Raw genomic sequence first — 16642 nt, forward strand, 5'->3', positions numbered from 1 at the left:
ATTCCCCCAAAATTAATAGATCAAATCCACGAAGAAGGTAGTGAACGGCTGGATGAAAGTCAGCAGGAAGAGGCAAACCACGCCGAGAATGTAAAACGGAACCGCTTCCCGCATGAACTTCTGAATTTTGCATTTGGTGATGCCGCAGGTGATGAACATCAGAACGCCGACCGGCGGAGACAGTGCGCCCAGCGCCATATTGAAGATCACAACCATTGCGAACTGTATCTCATTGATACCATAGCTTGCGGCGATCGGTGCGAGAATTGGGACAAGGATGATGGTCGCCGCATTGCCCTCGATAAACATGCCAACAAAAAGCAGCATGAGATTGATAATAATGAGGAAGACGTACTTGTTCGAGATCACCTGCAGAATAAACGCGGTGATTGTCTGTGGAATTTTTTCCTTAGTGAGTACCCATGCAAATGCCGACGCAGAACCGACAATTAGCATGATCGACGCCGTTGTGAGCGCGGTTTCCTTGAGCCCTTCTATGATGTGCTCCCAACGAAGTTCGTGATAGAAGAGGCCGAGTAGCAGCGCATAGAAAACTGCCACTGAACCCGCTTCAGTCGGTGTAAAAACGCCGATTCGAATGCCTCCGATGATGATGATCGGCAGACAGAGGGGGAAAAAGGCGTTTTTCAGTGCTTGCCAGAAAGTGATCGAAATTTCATCTTTTGTTCGATGCACCTCATACCCGCGTTTTTTAGAGATATAAGATACGAGCAGCATCAGTGTCACACAGAGCAGCAACCCTGGACCAATTCCGGCGACAAAAAGCTTGCCGATTGATACGCCCGCAATCGAACCGTAGACAATCATTCCGATCCCAGGAGGAATGAGCGGTGTAATCATAGATGAGGTGGCAGTTACCACAGTGGAAAATTCCTTCGAGTAGCCTTTTTTCTCCATCTGCGGAACAAGGATTTTTGACTGCATTGCTGCGTCGGCCATACTTGACCCAGAGAGTCCGCCCATAATCGTTGAGAGCAGGACGTTCACCTGCGCCAACCCGCCTGCCATCCTCCGGGTGACGACGCTGCAAAAATCCATGATCCGCTGTGTAACGCCGGTGTAGTTCATGAAGACGCCGGAACAGACAAAAAATGGGATAGCAAGCAGTGGGTTGCTCTGGATGCCCGAGCACACCCGCTGCGCAATGATGAGCTGGGGAATATTGGGGGTGAGCATAAAATAGGTCACGGATGCCGAAAGCAGGGAAACAAAAACCGGGATTTTCATGAACAACAGGATCAATAGAATGATTGCTGCTAGGCCAACCGTACTAACCTGCATCCTTAATCACCTCCTTTTCCTGGAACTCCCGCCAGGTCGTCTTGGCAAAGGACAAGATCATCAGCACCGAACACAGCGGCACCGGTGCATATACAAGCGCGCGAGGAAACTTGAGCACGTCGGTAACGCGGTGATTCCCAATCTGTTGCATCACAAAGCCCATGCTATTCCAGGCCAGAAATCCTAACACAAAGGCGGAAATCAGGAAAATTACGATGCCCGTCCATCTCTGGACAGCCTTGGGGAAAAGATCCACCACCAGATCAATCGCAATATGTCCACCTGTGCGAAATGCCGCGCTTCCTGCAAAGCAGGTCACCCAAATAATCAGGGTCATCTGGATCTCATCCTGCCAGGCAATGGGATTGTTGAAAAGATAACGCATAAATACTCCCACAAAAGTGAGCGTGATTAAACAGGCGAGGCAGGCCACTGCAAGCAGCAGATCCAGATTGCACAGCGTCCGTTTCCAGGGATTCGTAGCCATTTCCTTTTCTCCTTTCATCGAACCCGCGCGGGAAACCGCGCGGGTTCGGACTGAAAAGCCGTTTACGCTTCCAGAATGTCGAGGATGGTCTGGCGCAGGTCGTCCGGCCAGGCCGCGAATTCCGGCGCTTCAAAGTATTTTTCACTTGCGTCGCGGAATTCCTGTAGATCAGCAAGTTCATGCACGGTCACGCCGTCCGCCTTGAGCTTTTCCAGCGCTTCGTCGGCCACCGAGCCGATGTTTGCGTTGAAGTACAGGGCGGCTTCCTCACCGGACTCCAGGATCGCCTGCTGCTGTTCCGGGGTGAGGGAATTGAAGAAGTCGGTTCCGATGCTCCACTCGGAGACGTCGAAGGAATGCGCGGTCAGGGTCAGGTCTTTTGCGACCTCCTGGAAAGAGCCGTTATAAAGCACGTCGAGCGGATTCTCAACCGCGTCAATGGTTCCCTGCTGAAGCGCTACATAAACTTCGTTGAGCGACATCGGAACTGCAGTCGCGCCGAGCGCTTCCATACCGCGGATGAGGCAGGTTTTGGTTGGAGTGCGGACCTTGAGACCCTTCATATCCGCAACCGTCTCGATCGGGCGCTTGCTCAGCAGGTGGCGCACACCGTAATGCCAGCGGCCGCTGACAATTTTAAGACCGATCTCTTCGAGTTCGGCGGCTTTTTCATTCCACCAGTCGCTCTCATGGACCTTGTCATAATCTTCAAAGCTGGTGATCAGGTAAGGTGCCATCACCACGTCGAATCCGACAACGCCGAGATCCGCGAAATGGCCCGCGTTGACGTTCATGATGACTGCGTCGCCCGAAAGCGCCTGGTCAACCAGGTCGGTCATGCTGCCGAGCTGCGAGGAGGGATAGAGTTCGAAAACGATGGAACCGTTGGATTTTTCTTCGACCAGACGTTTCCATTCTTGGCAGGCGAGGTCGAGCGGTTCGCCGGGGTTGTTGTCGTAACCGACAGAAATCACGACGGCATCAGCAGCGGGTTCAGCAGCGGGCTGGCTTTCAGCCGGCTGCGCAGCGGCCGAGGAAGCCGGGGCTGCGGAACTGGCGGGGGAGTTTCCGCCGCAGCCGGAAAGGCAGACGGAAAGGATCATGATAAACGCCAACAGAACGGTGATGCTTTTTTTCATAACAGAACCTTCTTTCCATTTTTCTCTATTGGATATTTTATTTGCAGGGACACTGCAATTCCAACGATGCTGAGCGGAAAACCTACCACGCTTTTCCGTTGCTGTGCAGATAATGGACCATCTTGTCCAGAACGGTATTCTTTACCGCTTCGCGGCCCGTGCGCAGTGCCTCTTCGCTGAGAGACCCGCACCATGCGTCGGTTTGGCGCGCGGATACTCCGAGCGCCGCGAGCAGGGACAGTTCCAGGTCGGTTGCGATATTCACTTTGCTGATGCCGCCGCCCGGCAGGGTGAAAGACCCGATCACCATTTCAGCGGGAACCCCCGAACCGCCGTGCAACACGAGATAGACCGGCGTGCGCTTCCGAATGGCCTGGATGATCCTGTGATCGACGGTGGGCTGTTTGACCGTATACACCCCATGGGCGGTGCCGACCGAAACGGCAAGCGCGTCGCAGCCGGTGTATGCGGTAAATCTCTGCGCTTCGTCCGGATCGGTGTAGCTTTCGCTGTCGGTGTCGGTCTCCACCCGGTCGTTCGCGCCGATCCGCCCAAGCTCCGCCTCGACGCTGACGCCGCGCGCATGCGCATACTCCACGACCTTGCGGCTGAGCTCCGCGTTCTCGTCAAACGGCTTTTCGGAGGCGTCGATCATCACCGATTCAAATCCCGCCGCAATGGCGTCTTCAATCACCGAAAAATCCTTTGTATGATCGAGGTGCAGCGTGGTGGGCACGGTGATCCTAAGCTCCTTTTTCTGCTGAAAAAACTCCGCCGCGAATTGTTTGGGCGTTATTCCGTAAAGATTAAGTTCCTTTTGCGAGATTTGTACAATCGCGGGGGAAGCGCATTCCTGCGCCGCTTCGAGCACCGGCCGGATCATTCCTACGTAGCGCGGGGAAAAGGACCCGACCGCATAGCCCTGCGGGATGGTGTTTTCCAAAATCTCATTCAGTTTCATTTCATCATCTCTCTTATCCAATTTCAGTGATCTGTTTTCACCGGTATCGCCGGATTATCTGCTGCATCGGCAGGTAAAGGGACTCATAGGTCTTTCGATAGCGGCTGTGCCGTTCTGCGTCCGGCAGGAACGATTCCCGTCCGCGCAGGCTGGGAGGGTTTTCGCTGTGGATTTTTTCCAGCGGGATCCCGGAGGCAAGCATCGCCGCGCCGGCGAGCGCCGCTTCGCCGCATTCCGCCGGGATCACTTCGCAGCCGAGCATATCTGCCAGCACCTGCATGAGCGCCCGGTTGCGGGTCCCGCCGCCGACCGCATGCACGGTCCGCACCTGCCGGGCGGCCGGTGAATGCTCCCGGATCAATCGGATTTCGTAGCCCAGCCCTTCGACGATCGCATAGGCGAGATCCTGTCGGTTGTGCTGCAAGCCGAGCCCCAGGAATCCACCGCGCACGTCCTTGTCGAGCATCGGCGCTCCGCTTCCGGCAAGGTACGGGAAAAAGAGGATTTCGCCCACCGTCCCGATTTTCGGCGCGAGCAGCTCGTCGAACGTGCGGTAGTCATCCTCGGGAAGGCCGAGGATCCGCTTCCCCCAGTCGATCGCGCTGCCCGCTGCCTGGATGGCGCCCAGCCAGGTCATCTGGCCGGGAACAGCGTGCAGACCGTAGGAATAGCCGTTTTCAAAATCGGGCTTTTGCAGCGGGCGCGCCGGGAAACTTCCCAGCAGCACCCCGGTGGTCCCAAGCGAAAGGAACAGGCTTCCGTCGTCCACCGCGCCAACCGAGGCGGCCGCGCACATGTGGTCGTGCCCGCAGACCGCCACTGGGATCGCCCCGCAGCCAAAGGCTTTTTGAAGCGCCGGATTCAGGACGCCGACGGCTTTTCCGCTGGGAAGAACCGGCGGGAACAGGCTGGCAGGCAGGCCAAGCGAATGAAGAAAATCTGTATCGTAGCACTGTTGTGTGATCGAATAGGCGTAGGTGCGTAGCGCAAGCGTCGGATCGATCCCAAAACAGCCGGTGAGCCGCCAGGCGAGATATGGCGCGGCCTGCAGAAAGACCATGCCCTCGGGGGAGCGGCCCTGTTCCGCCAGCTGTGCGAGCGCTTTATATGCGGAATATTTGTGGCTGTTGTGCATCCCGGCGCGGTAAAAGAGTGCTTCGTCCGTCTCATTTTCCGAAACCCTTTGAGAAAATACCGCGGAGCGCTGGTCCGACCAGGACTGCATATCTCCGCAAACCCTGCCGGTGTGCCGCTCGACCAGCACGCCGGGTTCGGCCATGCTGGTGATGCCGATCGCACGCAGCGGGAATGCCTGCGCGGCCTTTTGGATCAGGGGCCGCAGCGCCAGCCAGATGCCCTCGCCGTCATAGACCTGCGCGCCGGTGCGGTCTTTCTTTTGGGGCGTCGGCACATGCGCCAGATGGACAAGCTCCCAGTTTTCATCCAGAACGCCGACCTTGCTGTTCGTTGTCCCAAGATCGATGCCCAGATAACAGGCTTTGCTCATATCTCTGCATTCAGCCGCTGGTAAAGCGCGGCGACCGCCTCCACAGCCGGCCCGGTGGAAAACAGGATCTTTTCCTGCGCGGCTTTCGGAAGCTGCCGCGCGGCGTCCGCCATGGAAGCCTGTGCCAGAAAGACCACGTCGCCTTTTTCGCAGGCGTCGGCGGCGGCCTTTGCGATCAGCTGGTCGTGCAGGGGTTTGTCGCCGGAGATGAGCGCCTGATAAGCGTCTTCCACCAGGAGCGGCTCCACCGAAGCGCCCGGTTTCGCCTTGCCGCGCAAAAGCCCGCAGGATGGGCGTAGCGTAGACGGCAGCGTTGCGAGCACAAGGATCCGGCCGCCCCGCGTGGCCGCCAGGTCGCTGACCGGATCGTCGATGCGCACGATCGGGACGGAGATTTTCCCGGCGGCGAACTGCTTGAATTCTCCGACCGAAGAACAGGCGCTCAGGATGACCTGCGCCTGCTGGCGTTCGGCGAACCGAGCATAACAGAGCAGCTTCTCAAGCGCATAGGGCAGGGTGTTTTCGTCCTGGATGAGCATCGGGAGGATCGAATCGTCCGCAAAGTTTTCGATCTGCGCGCCCGGGCAGGCCTCTTTCAGCATGGCGGTCAGCGGTGCGATCGTCGCCGACGTGGTATGTAGAATTGCTATTTTTCCCACAGTAAACCTCCGCTTTTCAAAAAATAGTGTTGAACTTTGATTTTAATGTTGTGGATTTCCTGAAATTAAAAGTCGAATTAATGTTGTATCTTTTTATTTTAATGTTTAATGATGACCGTTTAACTGTATTATAAATCCACTTTCAACATAAATCAACCTTATTTTTGATGTAATTCTGACTGAATTTTGTCCGTGAAATTTTACGTTTTACATAATCGGCCGTTTTTCGGACAAAATCCACACTTATGACTGTTGATTTATGTTGAAATGGCCCTCATCAGCAAAAGATCCGGCAGAAAAAAAGAGAGACTTCGTTGCAGTCTCTCTTTTTTGCCTGTGTGAAGGTGTTCCGATTCAGATGGTTGGGAGCGATTCGCCGCGCAGTTCCCATGCGATATGCGCGCTTTCCTCAAGCTCCTCCAGTGCAAAAAAGGCGTCCATCAGGTTTTTGCCTGCGACGACCGGCCCGTGGTTTGCGAGCAGGTACCCGTCGCTGAGGCCCACCCGTTCGGCAAACAGGCTGAAAAGCTCCTGCGAGCCAGGTTTTGCATATGGGATCAGCCCGACGGTGCCAAGCTTCATCTTGAGGTAAGGGGTATGGCTTGGGATCACGTCCAGCGGATTCGGATGCGGCAGGCAGGACCACAGCGCCGCATAGAAGCTGTGGGTGTGGATCACCGCCTGGACGGCATCGCTTTTTTGATAGAGATGCTGGTGCAGCGGCAGCTCCTTGCTGGGTTTGATCCCGCCGGTGTGTTCGCCGTCGGCAAGCCCGACGCGGGAAAAATCCTCCGGCGTAAGGGTGCCGAAACAGGTGCCGCTGCCGGTGATATAGAGGGTTCCTTCGTGCAGAAAGCTCATATTGGCCGAAGAGCCCGCCGTCTTACCCCGTTCGAAAAGGCTTCTGCCGATCCAGATCGCGGTCTCCATTTTTTGCTGCAATTGCCGGTCCATTCCCTCACCCCCTTGTCCTATGAAGCGCGCGTGCAAAGAAATCCGGCTGGCCAAAGTTGCCGGATTTGAGCACGAGACGGATTTCCTGCTTTTGAAGCGGAACCATGACCGGGACGCCGGGGGCGATGCTCTCCCCAATCAGGAAGGCGTCGAAGCCCAGCGCGAGGGTGATCGCTCCGGAGGTTTCGCCGCCCGCGGCGATGATCCGGGTGAAGCCGTTTTCAACAGCCCGCTTCCCTGCTTCAGCCATCGTCTGTTCCAGCATCCGGGAGGCCCGCTTCCGGGCCTCTTCCGTTTCCAACCGGCGCTCCTCGGTTTGCACCGCGCCGGCGCTGTAAAGAAGCACATCGTCCTGCGGATGCTCCTGCACGAAATGCCAGATCCCATCGACGGTCTGTTCGCCGGAAAGCAGTTTTGCGGGAGATACTGCAAGCGATTTTCCGCCGCTCTGCTGAAAGGTCAGGATCTGTCCCCTAGTGGCTTTTGAACAGCTGCCCGAGAGGACGATCCCGCGGCCGGGCGTTTTGGATGAGACGATGTCACATGCGGCGGTGGAGCCCTCCCGGCACAGTGCGGCCAAGTGTGCCGTCAGCCCCGAGCCGCCGGTCAGCAGTCTGAGACCGCCGAAAACCTCCGCGATCCTGCGGCCCTGTTCCTCGGTTTCATAATCGGGCACGAGGTAGAAATGTTCTTTGTCCCTACCATATTCGTCCACAAATGCGCGTATTTCGGCGGGGGTTTTTGCAAGCGTCCGCGCGTCAAGCACAAGGGTGGGATATTTCCCCTGGGGCTGCATCAGCCGACCGATGTCCGAATCCCACATCGGATTGAGCGGATGGTCCTTCATCGGGCTTTGATTCAACGGCACGCCGTCCACATATAGGCACCCGTCCCGGACCGTGCGTTTATTGACGGGAAGCGATGGGCAGAGGAGGGTATACTTTATGTGATAATCTTCCAGTGTGCTGTCAATGGCGGGGCCGATATTCCCTTTTGGAGTGGAATCAAAGGTCGAGCAGTATTTGAGGTAAAGCTGTCTGGCCCCGTGTGTGTCAAGCCAGCGGAAGGCGGCGCGCGTATCGGCGACCGCATCCTTCGGATCGATACTGCGGGTCTTCAGGGCGATGACCGCTGCGGTACAGTCCGCGGCTGCTGTTTCATCATGCGGGATCCCGTTGAAAAGCACCGTTTTGATTCCCTGCTGCGCAAGGAAGGATGCTGCGTCGCTGGCCCCGGTAAAGTCATCGGCCACACAGCCGAGGGAAATACCGCCTGTTTTCAGGTTCATTGCAATCACACCTCTCAGTTTGAGTCGTCCTGTTTGGATCAACCCCATTTTAACTGTCCTCAGATCATGGGGCAAGGGATTTCACCGCCAAAACTGTCCAAAATGTAAACAATTTTAAAAAATATTATTATTTAAAGAAGAATTTTGAAGAAATATGATATAATATGTTTTAAAAATATACAATCGGAGGCGAGAAAAATAGATAAGATCAGGCTGCTGGCAATTGCGCCGTACGAAGGGCTCCGGGAACTTTTCCTGGAAACAGCAAAGGAACGGGACGACATTGAACTTACGGCATATGAGGGAGATATGACGCGCGGCGTTGAAATCGCCGCGTCGCTGCCGCTTATGGAATACAGCGCTGTCATCTCCCGCGCGGGCACGGCGGAACTGCTCGAACAGATCTCACCGATACCGGTCGTCGACGTTGGGATCTCCGTCTACGATATGCTGCGCGCCATCCGGCTCGCGCAGAATTATGAGGGAAAATTCGCAGTGATCGGCTATCCGATGATCACCGGTTTCGCGGTCATGATCAACGACCTGCTCCAGTACCAGGCCGACGTTTTCACAGTCAATGACCCGGCGGATATTCCGGATTGTCTCATCTGCGTCAAAGGGCTGGGGTACCGTCTGGTTGTGGGCGATGTAGTCACCACGACCCATGCAAAGCGCATGGGGTTCAACACCATCCTTGTGACGTCCGGCAAGGAGAACGTTCAGAATGCATTCGATCAGTGTGTCCGCTGGCATCGAAACTATTCGCAGCTGCAGGCGCGGTGTGATTTTTATCGCGCCGTCATTGAAAACAGCGGCATGGACGTCCTGGTTTACGACGAAAAACAGCGGCCGCTCTGCTCTATCGGCTCACAATCCCGCGCTGCAAAGGAAGGGGCGGAGCAGAATCTGAAGAAGTATGTGGAAAAGGTGCTGCAGGAAGGGAATCAAACCTTCGTCAAACGGATCGGCAATGAAACCTGTCTCATCCAGGGCAAACGGATTGCGAACACAGCGGAGCAGGCTGCGGCGTTTTATTGTACGCATCTTACGGAAATGCCCAAAGCTGACGAAGGAATCGTCTCCTACCGCAATCCGGACGACGTGCCGGCAATCAATCCGGAAACGCTGGCATCGGACAGCCCCGCAATACAATCCCTGCTGGAGGTCGTTGGAAAATACAGCCGGACGAGCTTCCCAGTGGCGATTTGCGGGCCACGCGGCAGTGGAAAGGGGTCCTATGCCTTTCTGCTTTATCGGGACAGCAGCTTTGGAAGGAATCCTTTGATAACCATTGACTGTGGGCGGGCAACCGCCAAACAGTGGAACTGGCTGCTGAAAAATGAGAACACCCCGCTTGGAGACTCCGGACGTACAATCTATTTTAAAAACCTGCATCTGCTTGGCCCGCGGCAGCAAAAGGAATTGGAACAATTTTTGCAGAATACCCGCATGGAAAAACGAAACCGTCTGCTTTTTTCCTGTGTGCCGGGTTATTCTGCGGATTTCGACCAGGGCGGGCTGTATTTTTATATCCGCAATGATCTGAATGCACTGACGCTTTCGATTCCGGAGTTGCACGAGCATGCCGAAGATATTCCCAATATTGCAATGTTGTATCTCAACGAACTGAATACACAGATGGCAAAACAGGTGATTGGCCTGCGGCCCGAAGCCATGGATATGCTGCGGAATTTTCACTGGACCGGTGATTTATCACAGTTCAAGCGGGTGATTCAGGAGCTTATGATCCGCACCGATTCCTCCTATATTAACGCTGAAGCCGTCTGTGAAGTGCTGCGGCGGGAGATTCCCCCTGCCAGCGGCGTGCAGAACGGATCCCAAATTAGCCTGTGTGGTACGCTTGATGAAATCATGAATTCGGTGCTCCGCACCGTCCTCGAGCAAGAGGGGATGAACCAGTCCAAAGCAGCCAGACGGCTTGGAATCAGCCGCGGCACCTTGTGGAAGCGGATGCAGCAGAGAGAACCAGTCGACTGAAGAAATTTTTGAAAAAATGAAAGGGACGGCTAAAATTGAATTCGAGTTGCGGTTTATCACAGTGGCTTCCTTGTATGATATATTTATCGCATATTTGACGATATTGCAAAACGAGAATATCGGTAGCGAAGTCCCAATGTGAGTTTGCGTGCCATCAGGTTCAGCCCGCGGATGTACCGGGTGTTGATGGTATTGGTCGCGCCCATCTCCGCCACCACATTCTGCCCGTCCCAGAGGTGCTTGTGGGTTACCGCGCTGCTGCCGGCGCCGGTCGTCTTGCTGTAGCATCGCTCATTCGGTCGTTTGAATTCTATTTATCGCTTTCTTTACGTTCTTAAAAATAAATGCACTTAATGCAAGAATAAAGATTAACATTCCGAGAAAAACAATGGGTACTTGATATGAATTAAAGGCACCAAATAAAAAAACCATATCCCCAATTCCAGCCGCCCAAAGTATCATTTGTGACTCAGGGTACAATTTATGGTTAAAAGTAAAACTCAAAAAACCATATACAAAAAGTCCTATTAGAAAAATGAATAAGACCGGCCCCCATTCTAAGTTGAAGCCAAGAGTATTAGTCTTAACGAATGAATATCCGACATACACTAAAAAACCAAACAACATAACCATGCTAGCTATTACAAGAATCTTTGCGATTTGCCCTAACTTTTTTAAAGCTTCGATATTTTTTGATGCTTTTACCAATGGCTCTAATTTCATGTTGCCCTCCTAACAAAGAATTTATAATTATAACGAGTCAGACCAAGTATATACTTGGCCTGACTCGTTATAATTATAGCTTTTCTAGTGAATTAATCCCATGAAATTTCAATTCCGACACCAACCCCGTAGCTGAACTCGGCTCCGATATTTTTGTTTTGCGCATTGATATTTGCTCCTATAGCACCGAGATTTAGATTTCCATGCAAATCGAACCCATCTCCTTTATATCCTAATGTGAACCTCTGAAGAGACACTTGAGCGCCAACTTTAAAGCCTCTCATCGAGACCCCTGCGTTTGCATTGCCTTGGGTTGCGCCCACTTTGAGATAAAAACCTTTATCACCTCCAAGAACTTGTGCTTCTCCGACGCCAGCAGCAGCGTCTATAAAATCCAAGGAACCGTTTTTTGCGCTCAGTACATCCAGATCCCCATAAAACATGCGTACCTTTTCATTAGGACCAGGGAACTGGCCATGTGCGCTGATCAATGCTTTCTGTTGGATGATTTCTGCCATCCACGGAGGAATTGTTGCACCAGATTCTAGATATGCTTCATAATCAGCAAATGCATCAAAAAAGTTTTTACGATTGCCGCCAAAGATTCCCCATTGGGGTTCTGTGTTTTTCTTCCCCCTACGATTGGAGGGATATAATTTATCAATCCCTTCATCATAGAGAAATTGCATACCATTCTTTTTCGTGTCGCCGGCGGTTCGATTACCTTTGTTAGGTGCCCCCAATAGCGGTAACAGCCCTGAAGGATCTGTCAGCAAAATTGGATTATTGTCACAGTATATAAACCAGTTTAGACCACTGCGCACTGGGTCTTCGGTGATGAACCGTCCGATGAAAGGATCGTAGTTTCTGGCCCGGAGGTAGTAGGTGCCGGTCTCGCGGTCAAAGTACTCCCCGCAGTAGCGGAAGGGGTTCGTGTCGGTCGCCACAGCGTCCAGCTGGTTCCCAAAGCCGTCGTACCGGTAGTTGATCAGCACGGTCCCGGTGCTGCTCAGCAGGTGCTGCACATCACCATGGTAGTTGAACTGGTAGTACTGCAGGTTGGTATCGATCTTGCGCGCCACCAGGTTCAGCCCGCGGATATACCGGGTGTTGATGGTATTGGTCGCGCCCATCTCCGCAACAATGTTCTGCCCGTCCCAGAGGTGCTTGTGGGTTACCGCGCTGCTGCCGGCGCCGGTCGTCTTGCTGTAGCGCAGGCCGTCCGGACGGTATGCGTAGCTGGCCGGGGCGCTGCCGGGCACGGTGGAACTCACCGATACCAGCTGCCCAAACCCATTATAACTTCTGGTTTCGGTACCGTCAACGGTTGTTTGCGTAAGCTGGTTCCCGTTGGCGTCGTAGGTGTAGGTGGTGACGGTGACGCCGACCGGCGCCACGAAGCTTTCCTTCGACTCGCTCACCAAATGGTTGTTCAGATCGTAGGTGTAGGTGATTTCGTACTGGTCGTCGTAGTCCTCGTTGTACACCATCATGGTCGCGCGGTTTCCGAACCGGTCGAAGGTGTATTCCTTGGTATAGCCGCCCAGCCGATAGTCCTCGTCTTCGAACAGCCTGCCCATTGTGTCATACCGGTGGACATTCGCAGACCCGTCCAGATCCTGCATATCGGAGATGTTTCCGTCCAGGGTGTAGGAGTAAACCATATCGCTGGTGTTGTTGGTGTTTTCCGTCCCCACATAGTTATCCACCTCTTCCACCAGGTTTGCCCTGTTGTACCGGTAGCCGGTGTAGATGTTGGTCTGCGGGTACTGCATCATGGTGCGGTTGCCGTTGGCGTCGTAGGAATACTTCACGACGGTGACGTTGTCGCTGCCCATCTCCACCAGGCGGTTGAGTTGGTCGTAGATGTAGGTCTGGTTGAGCTCTTCAACGCCGCCCCGCACCAGGAAGAACTGGGTGCGGTTGCCGTTTTCATCGTACTGGTACGCCTTGATCGTCCCGTCCGATTCGGTCTGCTGCACCATCCGCCCCATCGCGTCATACTGGTAGGTGATCGTCAACGTGCCGTTCTGCTCGCTGCGTTTCTGCCCGGTCTTGGTGTAGGCATGGGTGATGGTGGAGGCCACATTGTTGACAGTGACCGTTTCGGTCAGGAGCCGGCCCGCCGCGTCGTAGGTGTAGACGGTGACGTTCCCGTTTCGGTCGGTCTTGCTGGTGAGCCGCCCGATGCTGTCGTAGGCGCAGGTTTCGGTCTGATTCATCGGGTCGGTCATGGTGAGGACCGCGCCGAACCGGTTATAGGTGTAGGAGGTCAGCGCCGCACCGGTGATGCTGTCGCCCAGCATGCCGGTGTACTGGCTTACTTTGTTCCCCACTCCGTCATAGGCAAATCGGGTCCGGATTTCCTGATCTGCCCGGTCATCATACTGGATGGTATCGATGACGCGGCCGCGGCTGTCATAGATGTATTGGGTTTCCCGCCATTCGTCGTTGTAGCCCATCTCATACCAGGGTTCGCTGATCAACACTGCTTGCTTTACGACATTGCCCGCGGCATCGTAAAAATACCGGGTTATGGCGTTGGCCTCATCGTTGAAAGGGGTTTCCTGCTGAATCAGGCGGCCGGCCGCGTCATAGGTAAAGAAACTGTCGCTGCCGATATAATCGCGCGCCTTCACCTTGCGGCCCAGGGCGTCGTAGGTGGTGTAGATGCTGTTTCCCACAGCATTGCGCTCCCGCACCACACGGCCCGCATAGTCGTATTCCCACTGGGTATAGTAGCCCCTCGGGTCTAGTTTCAGAATCTGATTGCCCGCCCGGTCATACTCATAGGAGGTGACCAGATCGCCCAGCTGTTCGGTTACAACCCGATCCATTGGGTCTTTCAAAATAAACTTGGTGACAGTCGGAGCGTTCGTATCACCGATCGTAAGAATACGCTCCAGCTTGGTTGCCCTTCCCGCAGACGGATTGTAGGTATGTGTTTCCTCCATATCCACGTCGGTACCGACCGTATGCTTGGTGAGCACCTGGTCGAACAGATCATAGGTATAGGAAGTAGTTGCAAGCGCCTGGCTGTTGGGACCATAGTTGATCTGGGAGACAAGGCGCTCCAGATGGTCGTACTGGTATTCCACCATCAGCGTTTCCGGGGACAGCATGTAATCCTTGGAAATCTTGCCCAGCGGGGTATATTCATACCTGCGGGACACGCCGTTCTCGTCGGTCACGGTAATCTTATTCGCCGCGTCGTCGTAAACGGTCGCCTTTGTGGTTTCGTCCGGATTAGTCACTAGCGTTACACGCCCGATTCCGTCGTATGAAGTTGCAGTTGTGTTGCCATTGGGATCAGTCTGGCTGGTGGCCCGACCAAACCAGTCGTGAACTACAGAGGTTTTCACGATGCCATTTCCATTCGTAGAGGAAATCAAGTCGCCATGAATGTCTGTGACACCGGAGATCTGCTGTGTGGCAGGTTCATCGGTGTAGCTGCCGTAAGTATAAACGGTTTCCACGAAGGCTGCTGCATTCTCGAGATTATCCCCATAGAAACGCTTTTCACTGGCCACGCGGAAATTGGAATCATAGGTGAACTGTGTTTTTTCCTTCAGGGATTCCACGCCGTCCACCTTTTCCAGAATCCTGCGCAATTCAGGAACCTTACCCTTGCCATCCGTCTCGGTGCGCAGAGTATCGCGCGTAATGGTGTATTTGCCCTCCGCGGTCAGGACAGACTGCTCCACCGGGATACTGAAGTTTGTATCGTAGATAAAGTTCTTCTCCTGATTGCAGGATGTGCGCGCGGGGTACTCCTCGGTGATCTGCGTCGGGTTGCCCTTCTTGTCGGTGGAATAGGTATACCGGGTGATGCGCTGCCAGATATTTGTCTTGTCATAAATATCGGCATAATCGTAGTTGAGGTAGGAATCAAGTTGGACGGTCAGAAGCCGGTCCGTGAAAGCGTACTCGTGCTGCTCCACCCGTTTTTCCACGCCGTCAACGATATGATAAATCATTTCGTCGTCCTTGAAGCCATCCTCCTTGAAGGTGGTGACCTCTTTGACCTCGAAGGTCCCGGAAGCATTCTTATGGGACAGAATCGTGGCTTTGCTGGTATACGGGGCTCCCCAGTCCTGAGCGCCGTAGAGATATTCGCCGTCTTCATCCTTTTCGGTCTTGGACGCTTCCGATACCTCATAGCTATAGGTGCGTTCGTTTACAATGTTGGTGGTATCGGTAGGAGCCGGCAGATCTTTGCGCCCTGTCAGGACAAAGATACCATGTTTGCCCTCATATGGGGTGGGGTAGACGTCATTACGGGAGCTGTAGGTATACTCGGTACGGGCACCGGTGGGATGGTTGACCGCTGTCAGATTGACAAAGGTCACATTCACTGGCAGGTCGCCGGTTTCGTCGCGGCTCATCTGGGTCTGCAGAACCTGCTGGTTATAGACATAGCCGGTGGTGCGGTTTTCCGCATCGGTTGTAGACAGCAGCTCGCCAGTGCTGGAGACGGTGTAAGTGAAGAGGATTTCACTGGTATCCTGCCGTTTGATCATGAGGGTGCTTCCGCTCAGTTCCAACCGGATCATGCGTCCAAAAGAATCGGTGATCTGGTTCATGCGACCTGTGGAATCATAGGCAAAAGAAATCTGGTTACCGAAGCGGTCGGTCATGTGCGTTAGCTGATTGCTGGAGTTGAAGAATGCCTTGCGCCCATCCTTATAGCTGACCGTGTAGGCGTTGTTGGCTTTGGAGATGGTGTAATCTTTGAGCGGATATTCTTCAAAACCATTGTCATCCTCGTTGATCGCGAGGGAAAGCCCGTTCTCAAAGTGGACGAAGGTTTTATAACGGCTGCGATAGTCTTGGGTCAGTACCTTCTCAATGGAAGGAAGCATGAACCGCCAGCCGTAGCCCAGGCCATAGAGCTTTTTGAAATGGTCGTTGGGACGCTTGGAGGTGCGCAGGAAGACCGTGCTCTTTGCGGGAACAGTCCAGATATAGCCTTCGTAATACGGCTGATGATCAGGGAACATATCTGGATCGTTCTCAACAATATCGGGATCGTGACCATAGCTTTTTTCAATATCGCTAAGCATGTTGCCCTTGTTTTTCCAACGATAGAAGCTGTCCTCGATACAGGCATAAAACTCTGCGCGATAACTCTGCCATCTGGCCCTATAAACGATACTGTTCCAGCGGTCCCCGTCCTCGTCGTCATAATAGAGGTTGACATCCTCTGTGTTGGCTTTGGCAGAATCGTACTGCCGGGTGAGTTTCAGATCGAACCCGTTGCGGCCCGGCAGGACCAGATCGTCGTAGGTAAGCTGGACGGCACCGCTGTTGAGGATGACGTCCTCATTACCGGTTTCAATGCTGAACGGTGCGTCGTTGTAGTTTTTGGGGTCGTTCCAAGCCGGCTCGGGCGGCGGGGTCGGAGCATCCGGTTTGGTGGCGTTGGATGCCCTTGCTGAGAAAGTTGCAGGCTCATTTGAAGCAGTTTGCAGCTGCTTCATCTCTTTGCTGCTGCGATGGTAAAGGACCCAGCCGTCTTTTTCAATTATTTTACTCATACTGCAATCTCCTTTTCAGTTTGTCTTGGTCAGTTTTCATTTCGGAATTGTTTAGCCCTGTGATATTTAAAGAGGAATTTCTAACAG

Annotated in this window: 11 protein-coding genes; 1 reads left to right on the forward strand and 10 read right to left on the reverse strand. The window is 53.9% G+C overall.

Annotated elements, in window-relative coordinates; all coding sequences use genetic code 11:
- Positions 1-12: 12 nt before the first annotated feature.
- From BN4275_RS08550 to otnK, 8 genes are all read right to left on the reverse strand, one after another.
- Positions 13-1302: a TRAP transporter large permease gene (locus BN4275_RS08550; RefSeq protein WP_066456790.1), complete on the reverse strand. Its 1290-nt coding sequence runs from the start codon at positions 1300-1302 to the stop codon at positions 13-15.
- Positions 1292-1807, reverse strand: a complete 516-nt coding sequence (locus BN4275_RS08555) for a TRAP transporter small permease (RefSeq protein WP_066456795.1) — start codon at positions 1805-1807, stop codon at positions 1292-1294. The genes BN4275_RS08550 and BN4275_RS08555 overlap by 11 nt, the downstream gene beginning before the upstream one ends.
- A gap of 44 nt (positions 1808-1851) precedes the next feature.
- Positions 1852-2928, reverse strand: coding sequence for a C4-dicarboxylate TRAP transporter substrate-binding protein (locus BN4275_RS08560; RefSeq protein WP_066456798.1), 1077 nt, complete (start codon positions 2926-2928; stop codon positions 1852-1854).
- A gap of 82 nt (positions 2929-3010) precedes the next feature.
- Positions 3011-3889, reverse strand: coding sequence for a class II fructose-bisphosphate aldolase (locus tag BN4275_RS08565; RefSeq protein WP_066456801.1), 879 nt, complete (start codon positions 3887-3889; stop codon positions 3011-3013).
- Positions 3890-3926: 37 nt separating this feature from the next.
- Positions 3927-5396 carry an FGGY-family carbohydrate kinase gene (locus BN4275_RS08570; RefSeq protein ID WP_066456803.1) on the reverse strand — a complete coding sequence of 490 codons (1470 nt, stop codon included), beginning with the start codon at positions 5394-5396 and terminating at the stop codon, positions 3927-3929.
- On the reverse strand, positions 5393-6055 hold the full coding sequence (locus BN4275_RS08575) for an aspartate/glutamate racemase family protein (RefSeq protein ID WP_066456805.1): 663 nt from the start codon (positions 6053-6055) through the stop codon (positions 5393-5395). The genes BN4275_RS08570 and BN4275_RS08575 overlap by 4 nt, the downstream gene beginning before the upstream one ends.
- A 354-nt stretch (positions 6056-6409) precedes the next feature.
- Positions 6410-7009 carry a class II aldolase/adducin family protein gene (locus BN4275_RS08580; RefSeq protein ID WP_066456807.1) on the reverse strand — a complete coding sequence of 200 codons (600 nt, stop codon included), beginning with the start codon at positions 7007-7009 and terminating at the stop codon, positions 6410-6412.
- 4 nt (positions 7010-7013) lie between these two features.
- Positions 7014-8297 (reverse strand): 3-oxo-tetronate kinase, encoded by a 1284-nt coding sequence (gene otnK / locus BN4275_RS08585; RefSeq protein ID WP_066456812.1) that lies wholly within the window; start codon positions 8295-8297, stop codon positions 7014-7016.
- 144 nt (positions 8298-8441) lie between these two features.
- Here otnK and BN4275_RS08590 point away from each other — a divergent pair, with 144 nt between their 5' ends.
- The gene (locus tag BN4275_RS08590; protein WP_066456815.1) at positions 8442-10295 is read left to right on the forward strand and encodes a sigma-54-dependent transcriptional regulator; all 1854 of its coding nucleotides are present in this window, start codon (positions 8442-8444) and stop codon (positions 10293-10295) included.
- A 291-nt stretch (positions 10296-10586) separates the two neighbouring features.
- On the opposite strand, the gene BN4275_RS08595 is transcribed toward BN4275_RS08590, so the two are convergent.
- Both BN4275_RS08595 and BN4275_RS08600 read right to left on the reverse strand, forming a co-directional pair.
- Entirely contained in the window at positions 10587-11018 is a 432-nt protein-coding gene (locus BN4275_RS08595; RefSeq protein WP_066456818.1) for a hypothetical protein, read from the reverse strand.
- A 92-nt stretch (positions 11019-11110) separates the two neighbouring features.
- The gene (locus tag BN4275_RS08600) at positions 11111-16555 is read right to left on the reverse strand and encodes an RHS repeat-associated core domain-containing protein (protein ID WP_066456821.1); all 5445 of its coding nucleotides are present in this window, start codon (positions 16553-16555) and stop codon (positions 11111-11113) included.
- Positions 16556-16642 lie beyond the last annotated feature (87 nt).

It is taken from the genome of Anaerotruncus rubiinfantis (assembly GCF_900078395.1).
Taxonomy (GTDB): Bacteria; Bacillota; Clostridia; order Oscillospirales; family Ruminococcaceae; genus Anaerotruncus; species Anaerotruncus rubiinfantis.

Coding starts and splice junctions, on each gene's coding strand:
- otnK (WP_066456812.1), bottom strand. CDS start 8,297: ATGAACCTGAAAACAGGCGGTATTTCCCTCGGCTGTGTGGCCGATGAC.
- BN4275_RS08580 (WP_066456807.1), bottom strand. CDS start 7,009: ATGGACCGGCAATTGCAGCAAAAAATGGAGACCGCGATCTGGATCGGC.
- BN4275_RS08560 (WP_066456798.1), bottom strand. CDS start 2,928: ATGAAAAAAAGCATCACCGTTCTGTTGGCGTTTATCATGATCCTTTCC.
- BN4275_RS08565 (WP_066456801.1), bottom strand. CDS start 3,889: ATGAAACTGAATGAGATTTTGGAAAACACCATCCCGCAGGGCTATGCG.
- BN4275_RS08595 (WP_066456818.1), bottom strand. CDS start 11,018: ATGAAATTAGAGCCATTGGTAAAAGCATCAAAAAATATCGAAGCTTTA.
- BN4275_RS08555 (WP_066456795.1), bottom strand. CDS start 1,807: ATGAAAGGAGAAAAGGAAATGGCTACGAATCCCTGGAAACGGACGCTG.
- BN4275_RS08600 (WP_066456821.1), bottom strand. CDS start 16,555: ATGAGTAAAATAATTGAAAAAGACGGCTGGGTCCTTTACCATCGCAGC.
- BN4275_RS08570 (WP_066456803.1), bottom strand. CDS start 5,396: ATGAGCAAAGCCTGTTATCTGGGCATCGATCTTGGGACAACGAACAGC.
- BN4275_RS08550 (WP_066456790.1), bottom strand. CDS start 1,302: ATGCAGGTTAGTACGGTTGGCCTAGCAGCAATCATTCTATTGATCCTG.